This window comes from Streptomyces sp. NPDC059832, from assembly GCF_042731715.1.
Taxonomy (GTDB): Bacteria; Actinomycetota; Actinomycetes; order Streptomycetales; family Streptomycetaceae; genus Streptomyces.
Genome location: NZ_JBHWIY010000041.1, coordinates 1 through 22876, shown reverse-complemented (window position 1 = coordinate 22876; position 22876 = coordinate 1). Strand labels below are relative to the sequence as shown.

The window sequence follows — 22876 nt, the reverse complement described above, 5'->3', positions numbered from 1 at the left end:
AACCAACCGGTTGTTGGGTGGGGGGAAGGGGTGTCGTTCTTGGGGGGGGGGGTGGGGGGGGGGGGGGTAAACCAGGGGGTGGCTGGTGCCTCCCCGAGGGGTCACCGCCCGCCCGGATGGTGCGCCGCCCCCGTCCCCACGGTGCGGCGCCGGCGGGTCGTCGTCATCCGCTCGGACAACGGCCCACGTCTGTCGGGACTAGGGCGCGGACGCGCCCAGTCCGAGTGAGGGAAGGATCGCGTTGTCCACGAAGCGGGTGAGGTACTCCTCGTCCGCGATCTTTCCCTCCAGCAGCGGCCGGGCACGCATCACGCCCAGGAGCTGTGCGGAGACGAACTCGGCCGCCGGGTTGTCCGCCGGGATCTCGCCGCGCTCCGCACCGCGCCGGACCATGGCGTCGATCGACGCCAGTCCGGGCACGATCAGCGCCTCGCGCAGTGCGCACAGCAGCTCGGGGCTCTGTAGCGCGGCATGGCTGAGCGCGTGCATCAGCGGAGTGTCGCGTCCCGAGCCCTCGCCGATCGCCCGCGCCGCCTCGCGCAGGTCCCCCGCGAGTGTGCCGGTGTCGATGTGCGGAAGCAGAGCCTGTCGGGTGCCGTGCAGCGCGGCCACGACCAGTTCGGGCTTGGAGCCCCACTGCCGGTAGAGCGTGGACTTGCCGCAGCGGGTCCGCGAGGCGACCCCCTCCATGGTGAGTGCCTCGTAACCGGACTCTCTCAGCATGTCGAGCACGGCCGCGTAGAACTCCTGCGCCCGCTCCGGCGTGATCTTCGAGCGGCGCGGCGTGTGTGCCGGTTCCTGTGCGACGTCCTGCGGCGACATGTGTCTTCCCTCTCGGCGAAGCTGCGACGAGGTCCTTCGATACGCCAGTGTACCGATACGCGCGTGTACCGATACGTTCGCGTATCGGTACACTGGCGTATCGATACGGCATGGACCGGACCATGCCGCCGTAACACCGCTTCGTCAGCAAAGGGGCACCGGGTGATGTACGCCGGTAGCGAGCCAGCAGATCGGGAGCCGGACAGTTCTGCCCGACCGCCCCTCGTCCGCGAGCTGCTTCTGGTCGTGGGACTCTTCGTGATCTACAAGCTCGGCCGGCAGGCCGCGAACGGTCATGTCGACGAGGCGTATCGCAACGCCGGACACGTCTGGGACTTCGAGCGCTCCGTGCACCTGCCCGGCGAGGGCGCCGTGCAGAGCCTGCTGCTGCACGACGAGACGCTGATCCATCTCGCGAACACCTACTACGCGACGGTGCACTTCCCGACCACGCTGCTCTTCCTCGGGTGGCTCTACTGGCGCCGCCCGCGCCACTACGTCTGGTCGCGCCGCATCCTCGCCGCGCTCACCGGCGCCGCGCTCGCCCTCCATCTGCTCTTCCCGCTCGCCCCGCCGCGGTTGCTGGCCGCCGCCGGACTGATCGACACCGGCCAGGTGTACGGACCGACGGTGTACGGGGCGACGCCGGCGACCGACTCGATGGCGAACCAGTTCGCCGCGATGCCCTCGCTGCACTTCGGCTGGTCGGTGATGGTCGCCGTCGGGCTGATCGTCGCGACCCGGACACGGTGGCGCTGGCTGTGGCTGCTGCATCCGCTCGTCACCCTGCTGGTGATAGTCGGCACCGCCAACCACTACTGGCTCGACTCGATCGTGGTCTCCGCACTGCTCGCGGTGGCCTTCGCGGCACTGCGCCTGCCGCGCGCGGATCCGGTACGGGCACCTCTCCTGTGGCCGGCCACGGCGGGCGGACCCGCTCCGTCGGCCGTGCCGCACGCCGCCGAGCCCGCCGTTCCGGTCGCGTACGCCGGATCGCAGACGTACTCCGCGTCCCCGTACGCCTCGACCGGAGCCCGGCGATGAACGCCACCGTGATGGCCGTCGCGCTGTCCCTGGTCTCCGCCGCCGCCTACGCCTCGGCCGCGGTGGCGCAGGCCCGGCTCGCCGGGCGGACCGAACCGGACGCCGGGATGCTGCGGCTGCTCGGGCGAGGCGCCTGGTGGTCGGCGGTCGCGCTGAACGCCGGTGGCGCGCTGCTGCATGTCGCGGCGCTCAAGTACGGACCGCTCACCCTCGTCCAGCCGCTCGGCGCCCTCACCCTGGTCGCCGCCGTCCCGCTGGGTGCCAGGGCCGCCGGACGCCGGGTCACCAGGATCGAATGGCGCGGCACGATCCTCACCCTGCTCGGTCTCGGTGCCCTGCTGATGACCGCGGGCGGCGCCGCCCCGCACGAAACGCTCAGCCTGCCCGAGGCCCTGGCCGTCGGGGCGGGGACCATGGCCGTCGTCGCCGGACTCAGCAGGCCCGGAGCACGCCCCGGCCTGCGGCACGCCGCCGCGTCCGGCATCACGTCGGGGGTCGCGTCCGCGCTCACCCAGACCCTGACCGTCTCCGTCACCGACCACACCGGTCCGCTGTTCAGCTGGCGTCTGGTCGTCGTCGCGCTGTTGGTCTCCGCGTTCGCGATGAGCGGGCTGCTGCTCTCCCAGACCGCCTACCGAGGCGGCCTGGGCGCACCGCTGGCGGTCGTCACGCTCGCCAATCCGGTGGCCGCGGCGGCCATCGGCCTGGCCCTGCTCGGCGAACGCCTCCAGGGCGGGACGACCAGCCTGTTCCTGGCCCTGCTCGGGACGGCGGCGGCGGTGCGGGGCGTGATCCTGCTCAGCCGTGCCCAGGCGGAGACCCCGGCCGTCGCCGGTCCGGCGGGGGGCGAGCCGAAGCCCGGGGCCGGATCGCCGTCACGTGTCGTCATCGCGAGCCGGGGGCCGATGGACCAGCCGGCGTTGCGACCGGAACTGGGCCGGGCACCGGTGGGCGGTTCGTAGCGCGCGGAAGCGATGCCTGTCCGCCGGTGGTGTGTCGCGGGGACGTGACATTTGCCCGCCCGACTGGCACGTTCAAGAACAGCCCGTCTACGGACCCGGCTTCTCGTCCTGATCCAGTGCCCGTGTCAGCCAGCCGATCCAGAAGTTCTCCAGATCGATGCCGCCGCGCAGGACCAGATGCCGCAGCCGGTCCTCCCCGGAGTTCCGCTCGGGCGGGAAGTCCCGCTCCTCGATCTCCAGGTACTCCGCCAGCTGCCGGCGATGCAGCCCCAGGTGGCGACGGAGTTCCGCGTCCAGACCAGGTGCCCCGACGACCGCCGCGGCCCGCATGCGCAGCAGCAGCGGATCCCGGACCTGCTTGGGGTCCTCGGAGCGGGCCACCCAGGCGGAGAGCGCCTCTCGGCCCGCCGGCAGCACCTCGTACTCCTTCTTCCGCCCACGGGCGGGCTGCTCCGGGGGCAGCGCCCGGATCTGCCCGGCCTGCTCCAGCTTCCCCAGCTCCCGGTAGATCTGCTGGTGCGTGGCGGACCAGAAGTAGCCGATCGACCGGTCGAACCTGCGGGTCAGCTCCAGCCCCGAGGACGGCTTCTCGAGCAGGGCGGTGAGAATCGCGTGCGGGAGAGACATGAGGTGCATCCTATGGACGGCCGGCCGAGGCCCGACGACGCAGCGGCCCCCCGGCCCCTGCGCCACAAGGCCGTCGGTCACAGCGAAGTCGCGAGCTCCGTGCCCTGGCGGATCGCCCGCTTGGCATCCAGCTCGGCCGCCACATCGGCGCCGCCGATGAGATGCGCCGTACGGCCCGCGGCGAGCAACTCCTCGTACAGGTCTCGGCGCGGTTCCTGACCCGCGCAGAGCACGATCGTGTCGACGGGCAGGAGGTGCTGCTCGCCGTCGACCGTGAGGTGCAGGCCGTCGTCGTCGATCCGGTCGTAGGCGGCGCCCGCGATCGTCGTGACGCCGCGGTGCCGCAGCTCGGTGCGGTGGATCCAGCCGGTCGTCTTCCCCAGCCCCGCGCCGACCTTGCCGGTCCTGCGCTGGATCAGGTGGACGGTCCGGCGGGTCCTCGGACGCTCCGGGGTGCGAAGACCACCGCGGTCGCGGTAGTCGGTGTCGACGCCCCACTGCCGGAAGAACACCTCGGGGTCGCGGCTCGCCGCGTCGCCCGAGTCGGTCAGGAACTCGGCGACGTCGAAGCCGATCCCGCCCGCCCCGATGATCGCGACCCGTTCGCCGACCTGCGCCCCGTCGCGCAGGACATCGAGGTAGCCGACCACGCTGGGGTGGTCCTGGCCCGGGATCGCGGGGGAGCGCGGGGTGACACCGGTGGCGAGGACGACCTCGTCGAAACCGTCGAGCGCGCCGGCCGCTACCCGCGTACCGAGCCGGAGCTCGACCTTCTCCTCCCGGAGCCGGGTACGGAAGTAGCGCAGCGTCTCGTCGAACTCCTCCTTGCCGGGGACCCTGCGCGCCACGTTCAGCTGGCCGCCGATCTCCTCGGCCGCGTCGAACAGCGTCACCCGGTGCCCGCGCTCGGACGCCGTGACGGCGCAGGCGAGACCGGCGGGCCCGGCGCCCACGACCGCCACCCGCTTCACGGTGCGGGTCGGCGACAGGGTGAGCTCGGTCTCGTGGCAGGCACGCGGATTGACCAGGCAGGAGGTGACCTTGCCGCTGAAGATGTGGTCCAGGCAGGCCTGGTTGCAGCCGATGCAGGTGTTGATCGCGTCGGCGCGGCCCTCGGCAGCCTTGGCGACGAAGTCGGGGTCGGCGAGGAACGGCCGGGCCATCGACACCATGTCCGCCCGGCCCGAGGCGAGGATCTCCTCGGCGACCTCGGGCGTGTTGATGCGGTTGCTCGTCACCAGCGGCACGGAGACGGCCCCGCGCACCTTCTCCGTGACCCAGGTGTAGGCGCCGCGCGGCACCGAGGTGGCGATGGTGGGGATACGGGCCTCGTGCCAGCCGATCCCCGTGTTGATGATCGTCGCGCCGGCCGACTCGATCTCGCGGGCGAGCCGCACGACCTCCTCCAGCGAGGAACCGCCCGGCACCAGGTCCAGCATCGACAGCCGGTAGATCAGGATGAAGTCGCTGCCGACCCGCTCACGGACCCGTCGCACGATCTCGACGGGGAACCGGATGCGGTTCTCGTACGAGCCGCCCCAGCGGTCGGTGCGGTGATTGGTGGCGGCGGTGATGAACTCATTGATCAGATAGCCCTCGGAGCCCATGATCTCGACCCCGTCGTACCCGGCGCGGCGCGCGAGCCCGGCCGCCCTGACGAAGTCCTCGATGGTCTCCTCGACCTCGGCCTCGGTGAGGGCGTGGGGAGTGAAGGCGCTGATCGGTGCCTGGATCGCGCTCGGCGCCACCAGGTCGGGATGGTGCGCGTACCGGCCGAAATGCAGGATCTGCATGGCGATCCGGCCGCCGGCCTCGTGTACGGCCGCGGTGACCCGCGCATGCTGCTCGGCCTCCGCCTCGGTGGTCATCTTGGCCCCGCCGGGGACGGAACAGCCCCGGGCGCTGGGGGCGATGCCACCGGTGACCATCAGGCCGACGCCGCCCCGGGCGCGCTCCGCGTAGAAGGCGGCCATCCGCTCGAAGCCGCGCTCGACCTCTTCGAGACCGATGTGCATCGAACCCATCAGCACCCGGTTGGGGAGCGTGGTGAACCCCAGGTCCAGGGGGCTCAGCAGATTCGGGTACGGGCTCATGCGGCGGCTCCTCGCGCAGTGTCGTCTGCGCCAGTTGTAGACCACCGGAACGCCATTGTGCAACAAGTTGCATAATGGCGTGCGTCTCAGCACCACGGACGGGGCCGTCCCCCGGACGGCGTAACACCAGGACCCGTCGGCGCCTCGCGCCACGGAGAGTGGAACCGCGGCATCCGACCGACGCGGCGCGGCTGCCCCGCACACCCCGACCACCCCCGAACCCCTGCGGAGACACCCCATGGCCTGCCTCGATCGGCGTGACCTCGGCCTGCTCGTCCTGCGCGTCGGCACCGGCGCGGTACTGGCCGCGCACGGCACCCAGAAGCTGGCCGGCTGGTTCGGCGGCGGAGGCATCCAAGGAACGACCGCCGCGATGGAGGCGATGGGCTTCCACCCGCCGAAGCACAGCGCGGTCGCCGCCGGGCTCGGCGAGGCGGGTGGCGGAGTGCTGCTGGCCCTCGGCCTCGCCACCCCGGCGGCCGGCGCTGCCGCGGCCGGGGCGATGGCGGGCGCCGTGGCCGTCCACGCGCCCGCCGGCTTCTTCGCGCAGGGCGGTGGCTACGAGTACCCGGCGTTCCTCGGCTTCACCGCCGCGGTGATCGGTCTGACCGGGCCCGGCCGCTACTCCGTCGACCATGCCACCCGGCATGTCTTCAACCAGCCGTGGATGGTCGCCCTGGCCTTCGCGGGCAGCGCGGTCGGGGCGGCGGCCGTGGTCGGCAGGCGCGCCAAGGGGCGGGTCGCGGTCGACCCCGACGCGACCTGACCGCCCGGCAGGACAGGGACCGGGCGGCATCCCAGGGAGGGAGCCGCCCGGTCCCGACCCCGGTCTCGCTCCGCTACTTGCGGAAGGTCGGCGAAGCGGCCGGGGAGGCGTTCCCGTACGCGTCGACGGCGACGACCCGTGCCACGTACCGGCCACCGCGGACCGTGCCCGGCACCGGGATGTCGAGGGTGTTCGGGCGGGGCATGAAGCAGAAGTCCGAGAGGACCTTGGACTTGACGACGAAGGTGCCGGTCGCGGCGTCGGTGCTGTCGACGTCGTAGTGGTGGACCATCTGGTCGTCCTCGGCCTGCGCGATCCGCAGTGCAGTTCCTTGCGCTGCGCGTCGGTCAACTCGTTCCAGTACGCGGTGCCGTAGAGCGTGCTCCACTCCGGGCCCGCACCGTGGAAGTCCTTGTCCAGCGGGGTGTCCCAGTCCACCTCGGTGACCGGGTCGTACGAGAGCTTCGCCGACGAGTCGAGCAGGCGCCGTGCGACGTCGTGCTCGTCGAGCCGGTCCTGGTCCTCCGGCCGAACGGTGCTGCTTGCCAGGGTGCGGCTCCTCGAATCGACTGATCGACTCCACGCCGGCCGGCCGTGGCCCCATCCCGTGCCCGCTCGATGGAATCCATGGCTGCCGAGCGCCTCCCTGACTTGTTAGACGCCGTGTCTAGCAAGCTGTTGGACGGAACGTATAGCAAGAGTGCCGCGCGGGCCTACCCCTCGTGGCGAATCCGCTCGGTCGATCCTCGGTGTGACGGGCCGGACCGGCCGGGTGCTGTCGGCCGTCCGTCCCGGTGAACACGGCTCGGACGCAGGGGTGTTGGGCCCGTCCGCGTGGGCGGACGGACCGGCGGACATCCGAGGCCGCCCGCGGTCGGGACGCCGGGGCCGTCGTGCTGTACTGGTGCCCACCTGCCCCACCCGTCACCGTCACCGGAGGCCGCCCATGGCACGGCTCCATATCCGTCCCGGCGTCGACCCCGACGAGCCCGATGTGCCCGTCGTGACGCTCTGCGTCGACCCGGAGGGCTCACCCGGCGAGCGCGCCGTCGCCCGGCTCGGTGACCACTGCTACGAGGGCGACGGCGTCCTGTTCCTGGCGGGGACCGACGGCTGGGCCGAACACACCCTCGACGGCCGCCGCCTGACGGTCGACATCGTCGTGCACCCGTCCGCGCTCGGGCGGACGGGTGCGGAGCTTGCGGCGTTCCCCGGCAGATCGGCCGCCGACCCGGAGGCGCTGCTGGTCCTCCGGGCGGAGACCGAGACGGACCCGGAACTGTACGCGCGGGCGGCGCCCGCGACCGCGGTGTTCACCGGGGCTCCGGATCGCATGCTCGACGCCGATCACGGCCGGCCGGTGCTTCTGGGGCCGCCGCCCGAGGAGTGAGGAGGCGGTCGGCCGCGCAGTCCGGTCGCCGGGTCCGTGGCCCGGGAGCCGCCGTCGTGCAACGGAACCTTCCGTGGCCCGGGGCGCCGCGGTTGGTCAACGCGCCCGGACCTTCTGGATTCATGGATCAATCCCTGTCCGATAAGCTGTTGGAGGCTCACGGTGGCCGAAGTATTCCTGTTTCATCACGCCCAGGGCCTGACCCCCGGGGTGATCGCCTTCGCCGACGCGCTGCGCGGCGAAGGGCACACCGTGCACACCCCCGACCTGTACGAGGGCCACACCTTCGACACCCTGGAAGCGGGGCTGGCGTACGCCGAGAAGACCGGCTTCGACGAGCTGCTCGACCGCGGCGTCCGGGCGGCGGCGGACTCACCGGAGGAGCTGGTCCACATCGGGTTCTCCCTCGGCGTGCTGCCGGCCCAGAAGCTGGCTCAGACCCGGCCGGGGGCACTCGGCGCCGTGTTCGTCCACTCCTGCGTCCCGAGCTCGGCCTTCGGAGCGTGGCCGTCGCGGCTCCCGGTCCGCATCCACGCCATGGAGGCGGACCGTCTGTTCACCGACGAGGGCGACGCGGACGCCGCCCGCGCCCTCGTCGACGAGGCCGCCGACGCCGAACTGCACCTCTACCCCGGCGATCAGCACCTGTTCGCCGACAACTCGCTGCCGTCCTACGACGCCGAGGCCGCCGCCCTGCTGCTCGTCCGCACGCTGGCGTTCCTCCGGTCCCGGGACGCGGACCACCGCGACGCCTGATGCGGCACCCTCCGTTCCGGCGGGAGCACCAGGGCCTGTCCGGCGGATGACGGCTCGGGACCACGTCCGTGGTCCCGAGCCGTTCGCACGGCCCCGCGTCGCTCAGTTCTGCTTCAGCTCACGGGCCGTGCTCTCCCACGTCTCGAACATGGCCAGACTCGTGAACATGGCCCGGAGGGAGGCGCCGATCTTCCGGCTCGGCCTGCGCAGCTGCCGACTGGTCATGCCGAGCATCTTGATCAAGGGCTCGACCTCCTGCACGCTGTCCGCCGACTCCCGGACATCCCGGGCCGTCCCGATGACCTGGCCGAGCAGTTCGTCCACCTCGTCCGGCCACTCGTCGCGAGGGGTGTCCCGCGCCCACTGGAGGAACGCGCTCAGGGCATCGGCGGCGATGTTCATCCGCTCGACGAAGCGCCCCGAAGCCGCCTCCAAGTCATCGGCCGGGCCCTCGATGGCCTTGGCGAAGCGGTTGATGACAACCAGCCGGGCGCTCATCGGGGTTCCCGGCAGACCGGCCCGGACCATGTCCTCATTGAGCAGCTCGCCCATGGCCGCGAGGTCCACGAGCGCCGCGTCCACATCGGCCATGTCGTCCACGATCGCCTCCATGGCCGTCTCGGCGGCGACCACCCGGTCCCAGAGCCCCGGATCGTCCTCCTCCACTGCGGCAGGGGCGGAGGCCGGGTCGTCGACGGCAGCCGCGCCCATTGCGTCGGGGAACGGGACGCGTGCGGCCGGCAGAAGGGGACTTCCCCCGGGAACCCCTTCTGCGAGGAGTCCTTCGCAGAGCGTGGTCATCAGTGCCTGCCGGGCCTCGGCCGAGCCGAGCGGAAGGGCCGGGTACTCGATGGTCGGGAGCGCACCGGCCACGAAGGGCGCCCTGCCGGCCTCACAGAGGTGCACGGTGCGCCGCCCGGTGGTGTGCCGGATCCCGAGGCCGTAGACGACCTCGGGACTGCCCCCGGTGAGGTCGGCGATGACGATGTCGTCGTCGATGAGGTGGCGGATCGACCGGTCGGACAACGGGCCTGTGCCGCCAACGTCGTCGGCCCGGACCAGGGTCATGCCGAACCGCTCGCAGACGGGGCGCACGACCTCCTCGTAGAAGACGGCGGAGTGCTGCTGGATGTCCTGGGCTGTGCCGTCGAGGGCGGCACGGGTGTTGCCGTTCGGGCCGATCAGGAAGCATGTGGGCACGGTGGATGTCCTCCAGGGGTTCTGGAACTGCAGGAATGTCGAGGGCCGGCCGGAACCGGCCGGCCCGGTGGAGCCGCGTCAGTCGAAGAGCGTCAGCGCCACGCCGTCCGCGAGGTCGTCGGCGTAGACGGGCCTCTCGTCGATGCCCAGGGCCCGCATGAGATCCACGGTGACGACCCGGTGGCGGTGGCCGACACGGACGGTCTCGCACGGGAAGGTGCCGAGACCGACCAGCCGGTAGGCGGTACTCATGCACATGCCGAATGCCCGTGCAGCCGTTCCGAGGTCGACGCTCACCGGAAGGTCGAAGATCTCCCGGAAGGTCAGGGGTGTCCGGTCACGCTCGTTCATCCGCGCCTCCCCGGGCCGCGCAAGGACAGTGTTCCGACCCGGCGCCCCCGCCGGAGGCGGCGGGTGTCCCCGACGGTGTCGGCCAGGCCCCATTCCTGCGCCAGGGCCCCGACCCGGACGCCCTCGGCCCTGTCGGCCGGAACGGTGATCCGCAGGGGTGCGCAGAGGCCTGCGGGCCTTTCGGCACGTTCGAACTCCACCTGCCAGTGGCCGTCCGCGCCCTGGCGCGCCCCGGCGACCGCGTCGATGTCCTCCACCGCCGTCTCGGCACGGGCCCTGCGTGCTGTGTTCCAGGCTCGCGTGCACGCGGAGCGCAGCAGCACGGACCCGGGATCGGCGGTGTCCGGTCCCATCTCCCGAAGCGCTTCGAGGCAGGCCGTGGCCAGCTCGGCCTCGACATCCTCGCGAGCGGTGCCGAAGCGGTCCGCGATCCGGAACGCCGTGCGGCGCAGTCCGGGCACGGCCAGCCACACCGCGCACAGCGGCCACCCGGAACGGTCGGCGTCGGCCTGTGCCAGAGCAACCGCCTGCTGCCACAGCGACGTTCGTACGGCGGTGTCCGCCGAGCGGTCGTACAGGATCGAGCGCGCCTCCGCCGGGGAGAGCGGAACCCCAGCCGTGCCGGAGCCGTCGTCGAGCCGCAGTCCGGATGCCGGTTCCCTGCTCGTGAACTCCCGCTCGATGGAGTCGAACAGTCCGGGCCCAGAGAGTGATGTCATGGTCGTCCTCCTGATCAGTCGGTCCGCTGGGGCTGGTTCCTGCTGCGCCACTCTGCAAGGCAGCGTTCCGCGAGAGCCTTGCCCGGCATGGCATCGCCGCCCCGTTCGATCAGCAGGAGCAGGCGCAGGAACCCGTGCTGCCGGGAGTCGACGAGCCGTGCGAACAGCTCCTCGACGGCCGGATCCGGCGCCTCGTCCGGGCCACGGCACCAGGCGAGCAGCGCGTCCCTCATCGACGGGTACGACACGGCCTCGTTGAGTGCCCGCTGGACGAGTTCCGCGATGTCCGAGGCCGTCGTCGGCCCGGCAAGCATCCGGCCGCCGAACCAGACGTGGTCGAAGTCGACCAGGACGGGAAAGGTGAGAGAGGCCACCAGGGCCGCTGTGTCCTCGACCTGTGTCCAGCCGACCAGGTGACGCGTGATCGTTTCCCTGGTCTCCGAATCCCCCGCCGCAAACCGCTGTATCAGCGTCTCCGCGACGGCCAGGGCCACCGAGGTGTCCTCGGGGGCGTCGCCTCCCCTGTTCGCCACACCGCGCAGCAACATCAGCGCGTGTTCGGCCTCGACCCCGCCCACGTCGGAGCGACAGGCGTACGCGACGGCGCTGCGCAACACCGTTTCGGGCGCGTCGCTCCATTCCTGGAGCAGGTCGCGGACCTTGTGGTCGACCACGGGATCGAGCGCTGCCGTTCCCAGACACCGGGCGGCGACCTCGAAACCCGCGTGGCCGGCGGTCAGGGCGAGCTCACGGACGAGTCCGAGCGTGCGTCCTCCGGTGCGCACGGCCATCCCGGCCATCGCACGACCGGCGCGCTCGATCTCCGTCGCTGTGGACCCCGTCCTGCCCAGCCAGTGGTGCAGTGGCGGCAGCAGATCGGCGTGTTCGCGACACACCACCTCCCACACGGCGTCGCCGACCGCCGGCCAGAAGAACGCGACGGGCTGTGGACCGTCGACGCCGAGACCGGGTGCACAGTGCGCCCCGACGCCGCGCAGGATGTCCCCGAGGGGGCGTTGACGGACCAGACCGAACCCCTGGTTGCCCAGCGGCTCCCGGAGACCGTGACCTGCGGACCCGGGCTCCGGCCCGGGACTTGCCGAGGCCAGCAGATCTGCGGCCCGCTCGACGACGATGCCGCGGTCGAGTCCTCCGTAAACAGAGACCGAGAACAGGTGACTCAGGAGCTCCGGATCGTGCTCCGCACGGGCCAGGAGTTCCTGAGCCTCCACCGAGGCGAGCCGGGCCAGCAGCTCGGCACGACGCACCTCGCCCCCGGCGCCGAGCCGGCCCATGGTTTCCGCCGCCCGCGCCGCGTACCCGGGCGGTAGCCCGGAAGGCAGGACCGAGGGAAGGAAGTCCGGTCCGAGCGGCTCCAGGATGCGGGCGCGGTCCCGCGCGTCGGGGCGGATGTCCGCGAGATGGGCGGCGAAGACCTCGGCCGGGTCGGGCGGCCGGTGGCGCACCACCTGGGTACCGAAGTCCCTCTCCAGGAACCGGGTCAGCCCCGGAACGTCCGGAAGCACGATGACCAGGCGCGCCTCCGCTTCCGCCAGGGCCGCCTCCAGGCTGGACAGGTCCCAGGGCCTGAGTGCGAAGGGGTCGCCCGGCTCCATCACCAGGTAGCCGTGCACCCCTTGTGGCCGGGGACGCCAGCGCGTCAGGTCCTCCGCCCCGTCGATCTGGACGAGTGCCGGGTCGTCGCATGGATGGGCGAGCAGATTGAGGGCCAGCGTCAGCCGGCCCGTACCGGGCTCGCCGATCAGGAACAGGATGCCCGATTCGAGCGCGGCGAGACCTGCCTCGAAGGCCGGGGGCGGGACGAAGCGGCGCCGCGCGATCCGGAGGTCCTTCGCCCGCACGGGCCCCTGACGTACCGGTACCACGGGACCCCCGCCGGCCACCGAGGAGCTGGACACATTGCGCTGATCGCCCTGCACCACACCGGTGTTGACCGTGCCGTGCGGAGCCAGCACCAACATCCGCTGATTCCGCTCCAGTTCGGGGAGCACGGCCTTGAGGGCACCGTCGACGGAGCTCGTGTCAGAGGCCATCGTCGGCTCCCCGGACGTAGTCACCGGACGCCGCGATGTCGGTCACGTGCTGTCCGCCGTGGACGAGACCGGTGTTGATGACGCCCCGCGGGGCGTTCAGCGCGGTGTACGACCTCGTGGCAGCCGCCGGCCCCTCGGCGGTGGACCCGGCGCGTCGAAGGGACCGGAGCAGAGCGCTCAGCCGTCCGAGCTCCTCCGGGGCGGGCGTGTATCCGGCGCGGTGCAGCGCATCGAGGACCGCTTCTTCTCCGTGGTCGTCCCGCTCCGGCTCGCCGGTCCGGCCGGGAAGCGGGTGGGCGAGACCGAAGTCCGCCGGCACATCGGCTCGCGGTGCGCGATGGGTGCCACCCACGCTCTTGTCGTGTTCTCGCATGGCTCCTCCGGGAGAGGGCCGGTCGAGCCGAATGGCCGCCGGCGGTTTTCCTGGCGATTCGAGAATTCCGCGCCGTCTAGCTGCTCTCCGCTCTCGCAGTGCAGAAGGAATATGCCGCTCATCACATTCCGAACATTCGATCTTCTGGTGGCGGTCGCATGTCCCGGAGCGGCGGGTGAGAGCCTTTGTGTGACAAAGAAAGTCCGGAATGTCACAGGTAATCCAGGGTCGGAAATCAACTGCGTTTTCACGTGGCCGATTCAATAAAAAGAGGAATTCCTCATTCCGCTCCGGAAGGGAATGGGGGCCGTCTACCGTGATCGCATGAGCGAACAGATTCACATTTCTCCGGCACGGGTACTGCGGGAGCTCGTGCCCGCATCGGCATGGGAAGGGCTGGCGGGCTTTCCGCGGCGGCCGCATCCGGCGGGCGCGGTCCTGCTGCATCAGGGGGAGTCCGGATCGCATGTCCTTGCGCTGCTCCGCGGCATCGTGAAGGTGGTACGCGGGGATCGCGACGGCAGGGAGCGGCTGCTCGCCTTCCGTGGGCCGGGAGAGGTGCTGGGGGAGGTGGCGGTGCAGGACGGCGGGGTCAGGCTTGCTCATGTCCGGACTCTTAGCAGATGTGAAGTATCTGTGATCCCCGCAGCTGCCTTCCGTGACTTCGTGACTCGGCACGACCTGGCATTTCAGCTCGCTCTGCACGCGGTGAGCCGACTGCGCGAGCAGACGCAGTCGTGCGAGGGCGACATCGATCAGCGGCTCGCGGCGACGCTGCTCCGTCTGATCGAGATCTCCGGAGCGCGTTCGTTCTCCCTCACCAGGGACGAGTTGGCGCAACACCTCGGAGTCGGTCGGAATTCCATCACCAAGGCGCTGGAGCGGTTCGGATCCCATCGGGTGAGTTTCGGTAGGACGCGTATCGAAGTCCTCGACGAGGCGTACCTGAGTCGTCTGCTCGACTGTCGAGCCGCCACCTGAACGGGGACATGGCGTGGATCACCGGTCGTCTGCACCGCGGGAGCGGAACGCTCCCCGTCGCTCGGTGAAGCTCACAGGGCGCGGAGACGACGCACCACCACATTCCCGACCTCGCCGGTACGAGCCCCGGCGGAACCTCGAAGAGGAGCGACGATGCACGAACAGGACAACGGACTGCCCCGGGCCACCGCGGCGCCCTGCACCCGCAGCCGCCCGCTGCCCCCGTACCGGGGAATCATCGCCGTGGACGCCAAGGACTTCACTAGCCTCCCCGCCATCGAGCACGAGGTCGTCAGCCGTACGGTGCCCGACCTGATCAGGACCTCCTTGGACCGGGCAGGTCTGGCGGAGCTGTGGAACGACCGGAAGTTCCCCGCCTCCACCGGCGATGGATACGTCCTCGGATTCGACCCGTCGTTGATGCCCTTCGTCATCCATCCCTGGCTGTTCACGCTTCAGGAAGTGCTGACCGAGTTCAACATCCATGCCCTCGGGGCCCTGCCGATCAGGCTCCGGGTCAGCCTGCACATCGGTCCCCTGCCGGACACCGGCGACGAGTTCGGAGGCAATGGGACGGTGCGCAACGACACCCACCGCCTGCTCGACTCCCGTCCGGTCAAAGCCGTGTTGGCGTCCTCCAGGGAGAACGTCACCCAGGTGGCGGCCATTCTGTCCGACCGCTGCTACCAGGACGCGGTCGCCAGCGGGTACACGGGACGTCATCCGGACCACTTCATCGAGGTGCCGGCAACGGTCGAGGGCAAGCGATTCGCGCAACGGGCCTGGATCCATGTGCCGCTCCCCTCCGGACCACTGCACGACCTGCACAGGCCCGGCGACGCCGCGGGCGAGGGGCATCGCGCGGACGGCGACCAGGAGGGAACGGGAAGGTGCGATGCATCCGAAGGCGTCCGAGTGGCGAACAGCGCCCCGAACGGAAACATCAACACCGGTACGGTGCACGGCGATCAGCGTGTGACGGTGACCCGGAGCGGAACAGACACCTGACGCGGACACCCTCGGGGTCGGCCTGTTCCTGCCCCTGTCCCTCTACTGCTTCACCGTCACCACCGGTCCTCCGGTGGCGGGCGTCGGAGCCGTCACCAGTGCGGCGACCCTCTCCGCGCCGGCCCTGGCCCCGGTGGCCGGGGCCGCCACGGACCGGTTCGGCCCCCGCAACATCGCGGTGCTGAGCAATGTGGTGACCGCGGTCGGCTATCTGGCCCATCCCCTCGTCGGCGGTTACGTCAGCCTCTTCCTCGCGGTGTTCGCCGTGATGGCGGGGGACCGGATGTACTTCGCGGCCTGGCCCGACACACTGGACAGGCCCGTCGTCCGGGTGGCCTCGTTGGACCGGATCACGGTGGTCGGCGCCGGGCCGGAGCCGGTCGACCTCCTGATCGAGGCCGGCAGCGGTCCGCTCGGCGCGGGCGGGTCGTGAGCGCCTCGCGGCAGCGGGGAACCGCCCCTGCGCCGACGCCAGGTCGTTGAAGGCCGGTCAGGGAGTCGAGGTGGGGCCTCCGGCCCGGAACCGTTCCACTCCGACGATGTGCCGGACCTTGACCGGGCGCACGATCACCGCGACCCGCTGCTCCTCCGGCATGATCCACTCGAACCGTTCAACACCCAGATACTTCCGGGCCAGCCGGTCCATCCGGTCATGCGCCTCCTCGCCCTCGATGAAGCGGGTCACCTCGCCACTGATCTGCACTCGGTCGAAAGGGTCGGCGGCGTCCGCGTGCGAGAGGTAGACGCGGGGGTCGCGGCGGAGGTTCTCCTCCTTCACCCGGCCCACTGAGGTGTTGAATGTCAGCTCGCTCTCGCCTTCCAGATCCACCCACATCGGGCTGACCTGCGGCGATCCGTCGGCGAACACGGTGCCGACGTACCAGATATGGGCGCCCTGCAGTCGCGCGCGGACGGCTTCGTCGAAAGTCGCAGTCATCCTTGGAGGCTACCAACCATGATCGACGGGACGGCTTCGGAAGGCGTGGGCCCCGCCGAGCCTCGTTCCTGTCCGCCTGCGATCGGAGCGTTGTGATCAGGGCTACCTGCCGCATGGTCCGAGCGGGTACTACACGGAGGCCGATGGAACCCCGACGAGCTGATCAACGCCGACCCCAAGCACGGCCTGCCCAAGCAGCACCCAGCCCGCAGCCAGGCCGAACTCGCCGTGAAACCCGCCGCTTCTTCCGCAGGCGCCGACGCCACCCCGCATCGTCCGCGGCCACTTCGGCGGCCCGCACGTCTGTTATGTCCTGAACGAGAACCCTATGAGTATCTGATCAATCGTACATATCCAGCTAAGCAAACCGCTAGGATTCTGCGCATGACTAGCCAGGACTTAGGTCGACCAGTGCCCCGTACCCGCGAGGCGGCGTCGAAGTCCGCCGGCCGCAGCAGCCTGGCGATTGCCTTCATCACCCTTCTGGTCATCGGCACCGACCTGTTCGTGGTCTCGCCCCTGCTGCCGGACATCGCGCACCAGTACGACGTCTCCGCGTCCATGGCCGGGGTCACGGTCACCACCTTCTCGCTCGCGTACATGATCGGCGCTCCGATCATCGGCTCCCTCGCCGACCGGGTCGGCCGCCGGACCGTCCTCATCGCCGGACTGACCGTCTTCGGTCTCGCCAACGCCCTGACCGGCCTGTCCCCGTGGTTCGGCCTGCTGCTGGCCGCCCGGGTACTCGCCGGTCTGGCGGCTGCCGCCATCACGCCCTCCGTGCAGACCCTGGTCGGCCTGGCCGCTCCGCCCGAACGCCGCGCCGCCTGGCTGGCCGTCGCCGCGTCGGGCTTCCTCATCTCGCTCGCCACCGGCGCCCCCACCGGCACCGCCGTCGCCTCGCTGCTGGGCTGGCGGGAGACCTTCTTCGGGATCGGCGGGCTGACGCTCGTCCTCGTCGTGGTCAACCTGTTCTCCTGGCGCGACGTGGGGACGCGCGGCGCTCCGGGCGCCGGCCCGGCCCCCGCGGCGGCCCAGGCGGCCGGACCGCGCAGCAGCGCCCTCACCAAGGCCCGAGCGGTCTCCGTGGCCGGGCTGTGGGCCTTCGCCGTCTACAGCCTCTACACCTACGTCGGCACCGCGCTGACCGACAACGCCCACATGTCGACCGGCATGGTCGCTGTCGCACTGGTCATCTACGGGGTCGGCGCCGTCTCAGGCAGCCTCTGCGGAGGCTGGATGGCCGACCGCTACGGTGCGACGCGGGTTGTCACGGGCAGCCTGGTGGCCCTGTCGGTGTTCGAGGTGCTCCTGGTCCTGGCCTTCCACACCACGACAGCAGTGCTGCTGCTCGTCCTCGGCCTGTTCGCCCTCAGTGCCTTCGCCTGCCTGCCCGCCTTCCAGGCCCAGCTGATGCATGCCTTCGGGCGCGAGATCGGCTCGGTCATGGCCTGGAACAGCAGCTTCGTGTACCTGGGCACCTCGCTCGGGTCCGCGGCGGGTGGCGTCCTGCTCTCCTCGGCCGGATTCTCCTGGATCGCCCCCGTAGCCGCTGCCGCGGGCCTGTTCGGTGCACTTGTCCATGCACGGTGGGCCCTGCCCTCCGGCCAGTCGACATAAGGGCGAGGCGTCCTTGGCACCACACGCGGCAGGCTGGGCTCGACCCCGTCAGAGAGGCAAGCCCAGCCCGAGGACGGCCGGATCAGTTGAGCTTCAGCGTCGGCTTCCGCTGATCGAGCCACGTCGCCAGGTCGAGCGAGCGTTCTAGTACCGTCCGTTGCTGGAGGCTGATGGTGTCCTTGTCCGCCTTCATCGCCTCGCTCAGGCGGTCCCGGCTGCACAGTGTCAGCGCCGGGTGGTCGCGGTTGAGCAGATCGGAGACCTGGGACTGGATCGCCGCGAGGTACTGCGGGTCGAAGCTACTGGGGTAGCCGCTCTTCTTGCGGTCGGCCACGGACCGCGGCAGCAGGTCGCGCGTCGCGGCGCGCAGAAGGCTCTTCTCCCTGCCGTCGAACGCCTTCAGCGACCACGGGGTGTTGAACACGTACTGCACGAGACGGTGGTCACAGAACGGGACACGCACCTCAAGCCCGGCCGCCATGCTCATCCGGTCCTTGCGGTCGAGCAGGGGCTGCATCTTCCGCGTCACGTTCAGATGGCAGACCTGGCGCATCCGCTTCTCCAAGCCGGTCTCGCTCTCCTTCAGCGGGACCTCATTCAGGGCGCTGAGATAGTGGTCCTGGACGTAGGTTCCCAGGTCGAGTTGGTGCGACAGGTCGTCGTCCAGAAGGCCGCCCGCCTCGAACAGGGAGCCCTTGCCCGCGAGCCAGGGGAAGGTATCCGCGTAGCGGAACCTGTCGTCGTGGAACCACGGGTAGCCCCCGAACAACTCGTCCGCCGACTCCCCGGAGAGCGCCACCGTCGACTGCTCACGGACGGCCTTGAAGAGGAGGTAGAGCGAGTTGTCGCGGTCACCGATCCCGTTGGGGAAGTCCCGTGCGCGGACGGCTGCTTGCCGTACCTCCGGGTCGGCCAGCGCGCTGCCGTGGAGCACGATGTCCTGGTGGTCGCTCCGTACATGCTCGGCAACCGCGTGCGCGTACGGGGTGTCCAGGGTGGGGGCGAGGTCGATCGCCTTGAAGTTCTCCTCCTGATTCGGGAAGTCCACATTGAAGGTGCGGACCGTCTCTCCCTGTTCCCTCAGCTGCTCGGCCGCGAGGGCGGTGATGACGGAGGAGTCGAGACCACCGGAGAGCAGCGTGCAGCGTGGTACGTCCGCGACGAGCTGCCGGGAGATGATGTCCTCCAGCAGCTCCCTGACGTGCGCGACGGTGGTCCGCTGGTCGTCCGTGTGGTCGCTGACCTCAAGGCGCCAATAGGCGTACTCCCGCAGCCCGTTGGGATCGGTCACGGCGACGTGACCGGGGCGCAGCTCGCGCATCCCTTCCCAGATCGCGTGCCCCGGGGTCTTGGCGAAGGAGAACATCTCCCGCAGCCCGTCCAGGCCGACGACGGCGGAGCAGCACGGGTTCGCCAGGATCGCCTTGGGCTCGGAGCCGAAGAGGACGCCGTCCTCGGTCTCGTAGTAGTAGAAGGGCTTGACGCCCAGCCTGTCCCTGACCATGACGAGCTTCTCGGTGCGCGAGTCCCAGATCGCGAAGGCGAACATACCGTTCAGATGCTCACCGATCGCCTCGCCCCACTCCACATAGCCGCGGAGCACGACCTCGGTGTCCGAGTCGGTGGTGAAACGGTGCCCGCGGCGGCGGAGTTCGTCGCGCAGCTCGGTGTAGTTGTAGGTCTCTCCTGAATAGACCATCACCACTTCGCCGTCTCCGGTGTCGACCTTCATCGGCTGCGCGCCGCCGGGCAGGTCGATGACGGCGAGCCGCCGATGGCCAAGAGCGGCATGCCGGTCCGCCCACGTGTCTCGTGCGTCGGGACCACGGCAGGCCATGGTCTCGGTCATGGCGTCGAGGACCTGCGACTGCTGCGTCAGATCCCGACGGTACGAAACCCAGCCGGCAATACCGCACATGGGATCAACCCTTCCCTCGAAGTCAGTTGCATCACGTTCAACCTCAATAGCGAGTCCGCCGCTTCGGTGTCATTCCACGTGGATCACATCCGCTGGGCAGATGGCAATGGCGTCCTCGACCGCGTCATGCATCTCGTCGGAGGGTGTGGGGTCCAGAAGGATCACGATTCCGTCGTCATCCTGGTCGAAAATCTCCGGCGCGATCAATACGCACTGTCCTGCACCGCAGCAATTGTCCGTGTCGACGGAAATTTTCATGGGCTTCCTCTTCGGGGGCCGGGTCGGTGGTTGCTGATCGGTCACCAGGTGACCGGAAGCGCATGGCAGCCGTAGACCAACATGTCGCTACGGAACGGAACTTCCGCGAATTCCACTGCCAGACGCAGCTCTGGAAAGCGGGTCAGTAGCGTGTTCAAAGAAATCTCCAGCTCGGCACGCGCCAAGGATTGGCCGAGGCACTGATGCACGCCGTACCCAAAGGCGATGTGGTGCTGGGCATTCCGACGCCGGATGTCGACTGTGTCGGCATCCGGGAATTGCTCGGGGTCTCGGTTGGCGGAGGCGACGGCGCATACGATTCCCTCGCCCGCCTTGATGAGCTGGCCGCCTACTTCGACATCTGCGATCGCGGCCCGCCGCGGCCCGCTGCGCGTGATGCTATGGAAACGCAGGAGCTCCTCGACGGCTCCCGGCATCAAGGAAGGGTCCTTGCGCAGCTCGTCAGCTGCCCGCGGATTGCGGACCAGCGTCAGCGCGCCGAGCCCAATCATGTTCGCGGTGGTCTCGTGCCCGGCGATCAACAGCAGCGTGGCCGTCCCCGTCACCTCCTCTCGGGTCAACTGGCCTTCACGCATCCGCTCGTGGACCAGCTCACTGAGGATGTCGTCGCCCGGATCCGCCTCCTTGCTGGCGACAAGGTGGCCCAGGTAGGCGCGCAGTTCCTTACGGGCTGTGGTGCGCTCGTCCTCCGTGTTCACCCGGGAGAGCACGGTGGCGGTGATCGACTGGAAGAGGACCCGGTCTTCATACGGCACGCCAAGCAGCAGGCTGATGACAAGTGACGGAAGCGGGAGGGCCAGGGACCTCACCAGGTCCACGGAACCATCGGGTCCGTCCTTGCGCTTCTGTTCCGCCATCTCATCGCACAGTTGGTCCGTGATCTGCTGGATGCGAGGGCGCAGTGCGGACACGCTCTTCACGGTGAAGGAGTGCGTCAGCATTCTGCGACGGCGACCGTGCTCAGGAGGGTCGGTACGGATGAGGCTGCTGCCTTCGCCTGCGGTCACCATTCCGCTTCGGGGAAATCCCGGAGCGCTGGCGTCGGAACTGAACCGGGAATCCGAAAGAGCGCTGCGGATGTCTGAATAGCGCGTCAGCAGCCACGCCCAGCTTCCGTCGGGCATTGAGACACGACTGACCGGGTGTTCAATACGTAGTTCCGTGTATTCCTGGGGCGGAGAAAATGGGCAGCCCGGCGGAGGCTGGGTGGGCAAGGGGATGAGTGCCTTCATCGGATCCATGTCAGTCCTTACGTCGTTGTTGTCCTGGCGCAAACCGGCGATTGCCCCAGAAAATCAAGGAAGTTCCTATGGTCATTCCACCGCCGAACCCTGCGAGCATGACCGGCTCTCCGGTCTCCAATCGGCCCGAGCGGTGCGCGTGGTCCAGAGCGAGGGGAATGGAAGCCGTGTCGGGTGACCGGCATGTGCAGGCGCGCTTCGGGCAGGCGCATGTGGCCCCATATGGCCTCAAGCGTCGTGTCCAGCACCACACAGGGTGCGCTCAATTTCGGTGGCGATCTCTTCCTGGCTGTCAACGAGATAGAAGTGACCCCCCGAGAAGACATCCAGCTGAAAAGACCCCTCCGTATGATCGCCCCAATAGTGCAGTTCACTGACTTCCACCCGGGGATCCGAGAATCCCGTGAAGGCGCGGATGGGGCATTTCAGAACGGGTCCGGGTGCGTATTCATACGTCTCCGCAGCGTGATAGTCGCTGCGAATCGCGGGGAGGAACATCTTGAGTACGTCCGCGTCTCCGAACATCGCCGAGCCGGTGCCGTCGAGTGCGCGGATGTCATCGGCTATCTCCTCGTCCGAGAGCCGGTGCAGTCCTGTGTCGACGTTGCGATGGGGGGCAGGTCGCCCCGAGACAAAGAGGGCTTCGGGAAGTTTTCCACTCGACTGCAACCTCAGCGCGACTTCGTAGGCGAGCGTTGCGCCCATGCTGTGCCCGAACAGGGCGTAGGGGCCGGCGAGTCGCGGGCCCACCGCCTCGACAACGCGGTCGGCCAGCTCGTGAATGTGCGGAATATTGGCTTCAGACCTGCGGTCCTGACGCCCTGGATACTGCATGGACCACACGTCGATTTCTGGGGCGAGTCTCTGTGAGAACGGAAAGAAGAAGCTGGCGGATCCGCCTGAATGCGGGAAACAGAGCAGCTGGTATCGCACCTCAAGTGCAGGGTGAAACCTGCGTACCCAAGTGGTTTCTTTAACGGGATTACTGACCACGCCGCCTACTCCAAATCATTCTTCACAATGAACCGGACGAAGCCTCGCGTTTGCACATGGTGCCCGGATGAAGCGACGGCAGCAATCCCCTACTTTCGCCGAGTGGGTCGGTAGGGGGGCAGGTGAGCCAGTCTTCGGCGGTAGGGGATTTCCGTAAGAAGGGAGCCCGCCTAATCTCTGGCGAGAAGGGCGTGCACTGCCCCACCTCGTACTCGCCCCCCGGAGGAAACCACGTGAAGGAAATAGTCGATGCCATCGTCTCAACCGAGGCGACGTCCGACGACTACGCGGCGCTGCCACTCCCGGACAGCTATCGAGGCATCGCCGTCCGCAAGGCGGACATCGGAATGTTCGATGGACTGGACTCGGAGGTGAAGGACCCGCGAAAGTCCCTTCACCTCATGGAAGCCCCGGTGCCCGAGCTCGGGCCGGGCGAGGCGCTGGTGGCCGTCATGGCCTCCTCCGTGAACTACAACTCCGTGTGGACCTCGATCTTCGAGCCGCTGCCGACGTTCGGCTTCCTGGAGCGTTACGGCAAGTTGAGTGAACTGACGAAGCGTCACGACCTGCCGTACCACATCATCGGCTCCGACCTCGCGGGTGTCGTGCTACGCATCGGCCCGGGTGTGAACGCTTGGAAGCCGGGTGACGAGGTCGTCGCGCACTGCCTCTCGGTCGAGCTGGAGTCCTCGGACGGTCACAACGACACGATGCTCGACCCCGAGCAGCGCATCTGGGGCTT

General features: G+C 69.4%; 25 protein-coding genes and 1 pseudogene. 10 read left to right on the top strand and 16 right to left on the bottom strand.

Translation table 11 applies throughout. From position 1 onward, the window contains the following. Positions 1 to 198 precede the first annotated feature (198 nt). A complete protein-coding gene (locus tag ACFV8T_RS39640; RefSeq protein WP_385337166.1) occupies positions 199 to 822 on the bottom strand; it encodes a TetR/AcrR family transcriptional regulator in 624 nt (207 codons plus the stop codon). A gap of 162 nt (positions 823 to 984) precedes the next feature. On the opposite strand from ACFV8T_RS39640, the gene ACFV8T_RS39635 reads away from it, so the two are divergent. Together ACFV8T_RS39635 and ACFV8T_RS39630 are read left to right on the top strand one after the other, a co-directional pair. Continuing rightward, a complete protein-coding gene (locus ACFV8T_RS39635) occupies positions 985 to 1866 on the top strand; it encodes a phosphatase PAP2 family protein (RefSeq protein ID WP_385337164.1) in 882 nt (293 codons plus the stop codon). Beyond that, complete coding sequence (locus ACFV8T_RS39630; protein WP_385337161.1) at positions 1863 to 2828, top strand: DMT family transporter; 966 nt, start codon at positions 1863 to 1865, stop codon at positions 2826 to 2828. The genes ACFV8T_RS39635 and ACFV8T_RS39630 overlap by 4 nt, the downstream gene beginning before the upstream one ends. A gap of 87 nt (positions 2829 to 2915) precedes the next feature. Here ACFV8T_RS39630 and ACFV8T_RS39625 read toward each other — a convergent pair whose 3' ends face one another. Then, a complete protein-coding gene (locus ACFV8T_RS39625) occupies positions 2916 to 3455 on the bottom strand; it encodes a PadR family transcriptional regulator (RefSeq protein ID WP_385337158.1) in 540 nt (179 codons plus the stop codon). Between the two features lie 77 nt (positions 3456 to 3532). Next, positions 3533 to 5548: an FAD-dependent oxidoreductase gene (locus ACFV8T_RS39620; protein WP_385337157.1), complete on the bottom strand. Its 2016-nt coding sequence runs from the start codon at positions 5546 to 5548 to the stop codon at positions 3533 to 3535. Between the two features lie 238 nt (positions 5549 to 5786). Here ACFV8T_RS39620 and ACFV8T_RS39615 point away from each other — a divergent pair, with 238 nt between their 5' ends. Beyond that, the gene (locus ACFV8T_RS39615; RefSeq protein WP_385337154.1) at positions 5787 to 6314 is read left to right on the top strand and encodes a DoxX family protein; all 528 of its coding nucleotides are present in this window, start codon (positions 5787 to 5789) and stop codon (positions 6312 to 6314) included. A 73-nt stretch (positions 6315 to 6387) separates the two neighbouring features. Here ACFV8T_RS39615 and ACFV8T_RS39610 read toward each other — a convergent pair whose 3' ends face one another. Beyond that, on the bottom strand, positions 6388 to 6606 hold the full coding sequence (locus ACFV8T_RS39610; protein ID WP_385337152.1) for a hypothetical protein: 219 nt from the start codon (positions 6604 to 6606) through the stop codon (positions 6388 to 6390). A 32-nt stretch (positions 6607 to 6638) separates the two neighbouring features. Then, positions 6639 to 6863 (bottom strand): annotated as a pseudogene (locus ACFV8T_RS39605) (diiron oxygenase); the annotation flags it as partial. A 397-nt stretch (positions 6864 to 7260) separates the two neighbouring features. On the opposite strand from ACFV8T_RS39605, the gene ACFV8T_RS39600 reads away from it, so the two are divergent. Together ACFV8T_RS39600 and ACFV8T_RS39595 are read left to right on the top strand one after the other, a co-directional pair. Beyond that, a complete protein-coding gene (locus ACFV8T_RS39600; RefSeq protein WP_385337149.1) occupies positions 7261 to 7704 on the top strand; it encodes a hypothetical protein in 444 nt (147 codons plus the stop codon). Positions 7705 to 7866: 162 nt separating this feature from the next. After that, positions 7867 to 8460 (top strand): dienelactone hydrolase family protein, encoded by a 594-nt coding sequence (locus ACFV8T_RS39595; protein ID WP_385337145.1) that lies wholly within the window; start codon positions 7867 to 7869, stop codon positions 8458 to 8460. 102 nt (positions 8461 to 8562) lie between these two features. Here ACFV8T_RS39595 and ACFV8T_RS39590 read toward each other — a convergent pair whose 3' ends face one another. The 5 genes from ACFV8T_RS39590 to ACFV8T_RS39570 form a co-directional block, all read right to left on the bottom strand. Then, entirely contained in the window at positions 8563 to 9660 is a 1098-nt protein-coding gene (locus tag ACFV8T_RS39590; RefSeq protein ID WP_385337142.1) for a hypothetical protein, read from the bottom strand. Positions 9661 to 9738: 78 nt separating this feature from the next. After that, positions 9739 to 10011, bottom strand: coding sequence for a DNA-binding protein (locus ACFV8T_RS39585; RefSeq protein WP_266429997.1), 273 nt, complete (start codon positions 10009 to 10011; stop codon positions 9739 to 9741). Continuing rightward, entirely contained in the window at positions 10008 to 10730 is a 723-nt protein-coding gene (locus tag ACFV8T_RS39580; RefSeq protein ID WP_385337139.1) for a hypothetical protein, read from the bottom strand. The genes ACFV8T_RS39585 and ACFV8T_RS39580 overlap by 4 nt, the downstream gene beginning before the upstream one ends. Positions 10731 to 10744: 14 nt before the next feature. Then, positions 10745 to 12784, bottom strand: coding sequence for a hypothetical protein (locus tag ACFV8T_RS39575; RefSeq protein WP_385337136.1), 2040 nt, complete (start codon positions 12782 to 12784; stop codon positions 10745 to 10747). Then, positions 12774 to 13157: a hypothetical protein gene (locus tag ACFV8T_RS39570; protein ID WP_385337133.1), complete on the bottom strand. Its 384-nt coding sequence runs from the start codon at positions 13155 to 13157 to the stop codon at positions 12774 to 12776. Before ACFV8T_RS39570 ends, ACFV8T_RS39575 begins: the two co-directional genes overlap by 11 nt. Positions 13158 to 13457: 300 nt before the next feature. On the opposite strand from ACFV8T_RS39570, the gene ACFV8T_RS39565 reads away from it, so the two are divergent. The 3 genes from ACFV8T_RS39565 to ACFV8T_RS39555 all read left to right on the top strand — a co-directional run bounded on the left by ACFV8T_RS39565 (position 13458) and on the right by ACFV8T_RS39555 (position 15579). Then, positions 13458 to 14138: a Crp/Fnr family transcriptional regulator gene (locus tag ACFV8T_RS39565; protein ID WP_385337131.1), complete on the top strand. Its 681-nt coding sequence runs from the start codon at positions 13458 to 13460 to the stop codon at positions 14136 to 14138. A 153-nt stretch (positions 14139 to 14291) separates the two neighbouring features. Then, positions 14292 to 15146 carry a hypothetical protein gene (locus ACFV8T_RS39560; RefSeq protein ID WP_385337127.1) on the top strand — a complete coding sequence of 285 codons (855 nt, stop codon included), beginning with the start codon at positions 14292 to 14294 and terminating at the stop codon, positions 15144 to 15146. 73 nt (positions 15147 to 15219) lie between these two features. Beyond that, on the top strand, positions 15220 to 15579 hold the full coding sequence (locus ACFV8T_RS39555; protein ID WP_385337124.1) for a hypothetical protein: 360 nt from the start codon (positions 15220 to 15222) through the stop codon (positions 15577 to 15579). Between the two features lie 57 nt (positions 15580 to 15636). Here ACFV8T_RS39555 and ACFV8T_RS39550 read toward each other — a convergent pair whose 3' ends face one another. Next, positions 15637 to 16083 (bottom strand): PPOX class F420-dependent oxidoreductase, encoded by a 447-nt coding sequence (locus ACFV8T_RS39550; RefSeq protein ID WP_385337121.1) that lies wholly within the window; start codon positions 16081 to 16083, stop codon positions 15637 to 15639. 411 nt (positions 16084 to 16494) lie between these two features. Here ACFV8T_RS39550 and ACFV8T_RS39545 point away from each other — a divergent pair, with 411 nt between their 5' ends. Next, the gene (locus ACFV8T_RS39545) at positions 16495 to 17703 is read left to right on the top strand and encodes an MFS transporter (protein ID WP_385337118.1); all 1209 of its coding nucleotides are present in this window, start codon (positions 16495 to 16497) and stop codon (positions 17701 to 17703) included. Positions 17704 to 17785: 82 nt separating this feature from the next. Here the strand turns inward: ACFV8T_RS39545 and asnB are convergent, their stop codons facing one another. The 5 genes from asnB to ACFV8T_RS39520 all read right to left on the bottom strand — a co-directional run bounded on the left by asnB (position 17786) and on the right by ACFV8T_RS39520 (position 22134). Beyond that, positions 17786 to 19621: an asparagine synthase (glutamine-hydrolyzing) gene (gene asnB / locus ACFV8T_RS39540; protein ID WP_385337115.1), complete on the bottom strand. Its 1836-nt coding sequence runs from the start codon at positions 19619 to 19621 to the stop codon at positions 17786 to 17788. 69 nt (positions 19622 to 19690) lie between these two features. Next, positions 19691 to 19879 carry a ferredoxin gene (locus ACFV8T_RS39535; RefSeq protein ID WP_385337112.1) on the bottom strand — a complete coding sequence of 63 codons (189 nt, stop codon included), beginning with the start codon at positions 19877 to 19879 and terminating at the stop codon, positions 19691 to 19693. Positions 19880 to 19920: 41 nt separating this feature from the next. Further along, the gene (locus ACFV8T_RS39530; protein WP_385337109.1) at positions 19921 to 21141 is read right to left on the bottom strand and encodes a cytochrome P450; all 1221 of its coding nucleotides are present in this window, start codon (positions 21139 to 21141) and stop codon (positions 19921 to 19923) included. 1 nt (position 21142) lies between these two features. Then, on the bottom strand, positions 21143 to 21394 hold the full coding sequence (locus ACFV8T_RS39525; RefSeq protein ID WP_385337106.1) for a 3-oxoacyl-[acyl-carrier-protein] synthase III C-terminal domain-containing protein: 252 nt from the start codon (positions 21392 to 21394) through the stop codon (positions 21143 to 21145). Then, positions 21370 to 22134 carry a thioesterase II family protein gene (locus ACFV8T_RS39520; RefSeq protein WP_385337103.1) on the bottom strand — a complete coding sequence of 255 codons (765 nt, stop codon included), beginning with the start codon at positions 22132 to 22134 and terminating at the stop codon, positions 21370 to 21372. Before ACFV8T_RS39520 ends, ACFV8T_RS39525 begins: the two co-directional genes overlap by 25 nt. Before the next feature lie 233 nt (positions 22135 to 22367). On the opposite strand from ACFV8T_RS39520, the gene ACFV8T_RS39515 reads away from it, so the two are divergent. Further along, a partial coding sequence (locus tag ACFV8T_RS39515) for an alcohol dehydrogenase catalytic domain-containing protein (RefSeq protein WP_385337101.1) occupies positions 22368 to 22876 on the top strand: 509 nt, incomplete at its 3' end.

Bases quoted from the DNA above. Each gene is read 5' to 3' on its own strand.
- ACFV8T_RS39640 (WP_385337166.1), bottom strand. From the start codon at position 822: ATGTCGCCGCAGGACGTCGCACAGGAACCGGCACACACGCCGCGCCGC.
- ACFV8T_RS39615 (WP_385337154.1), top strand. From the start codon at position 5,787: ATGGCCTGCCTCGATCGGCGTGACCTCGGCCTGCTCGTCCTGCGCGTC.
- ACFV8T_RS39620 (WP_385337157.1), bottom strand. From the start codon at position 5,548: ATGAGCCCGTACCCGAATCTGCTGAGCCCCCTGGACCTGGGGTTCACC.
- ACFV8T_RS39570 (WP_385337133.1), bottom strand. From the start codon at position 13,157: ATGCGAGAACACGACAAGAGCGTGGGTGGCACCCATCGCGCACCGCGA.
- ACFV8T_RS39550 (WP_385337121.1), bottom strand. From the start codon at position 16,083: ATGACTGCGACTTTCGACGAAGCCGTCCGCGCGCGACTGCAGGGCGCC.
- asnB (WP_385337115.1), bottom strand. From the start codon at position 19,621: ATGTGCGGTATTGCCGGCTGGGTTTCGTACCGTCGGGATCTGACGCAG.
- ACFV8T_RS39610 (WP_385337152.1), bottom strand. From the start codon at position 6,606: ATGGTCCACCACTACGACGTCGACAGCACCGACGCCGCGACCGGCACC.
- ACFV8T_RS39585 (WP_266429997.1), bottom strand. From the start codon at position 10,011: ATGAACGAGCGTGACCGGACACCCCTGACCTTCCGGGAGATCTTCGAC.
- ACFV8T_RS39530 (WP_385337109.1), bottom strand. From the start codon at position 21,141: ATGGATCCGATGAAGGCACTCATCCCCTTGCCCACCCAGCCTCCGCCG.
- ACFV8T_RS39580 (WP_385337139.1), bottom strand. From the start codon at position 10,730: ATGACATCACTCTCTGGGCCCGGACTGTTCGACTCCATCGAGCGGGAG.
- ACFV8T_RS39560 (WP_385337127.1), top strand. From the start codon at position 14,292: ATGCACGAACAGGACAACGGACTGCCCCGGGCCACCGCGGCGCCCTGC.
- ACFV8T_RS39600 (WP_385337149.1), top strand. From the start codon at position 7,261: ATGGCACGGCTCCATATCCGTCCCGGCGTCGACCCCGACGAGCCCGAT.
- ACFV8T_RS39625 (WP_385337158.1), bottom strand. From the start codon at position 3,455: ATGTCTCTCCCGCACGCGATTCTCACCGCCCTGCTCGAGAAGCCGTCC.
- ACFV8T_RS39630 (WP_385337161.1), top strand. From the start codon at position 1,863: ATGAACGCCACCGTGATGGCCGTCGCGCTGTCCCTGGTCTCCGCCGCC.
- ACFV8T_RS39575 (WP_385337136.1), bottom strand. From the start codon at position 12,784: ATGGCCTCTGACACGAGCTCCGTCGACGGTGCCCTCAAGGCCGTGCTC.
- ACFV8T_RS39565 (WP_385337131.1), top strand. From the start codon at position 13,458: ATGGGGGCCGTCTACCGTGATCGCATGAGCGAACAGATTCACATTTCT.
- ACFV8T_RS39535 (WP_385337112.1), bottom strand. From the start codon at position 19,879: ATGAAAATTTCCGTCGACACGGACAATTGCTGCGGTGCAGGACAGTGC.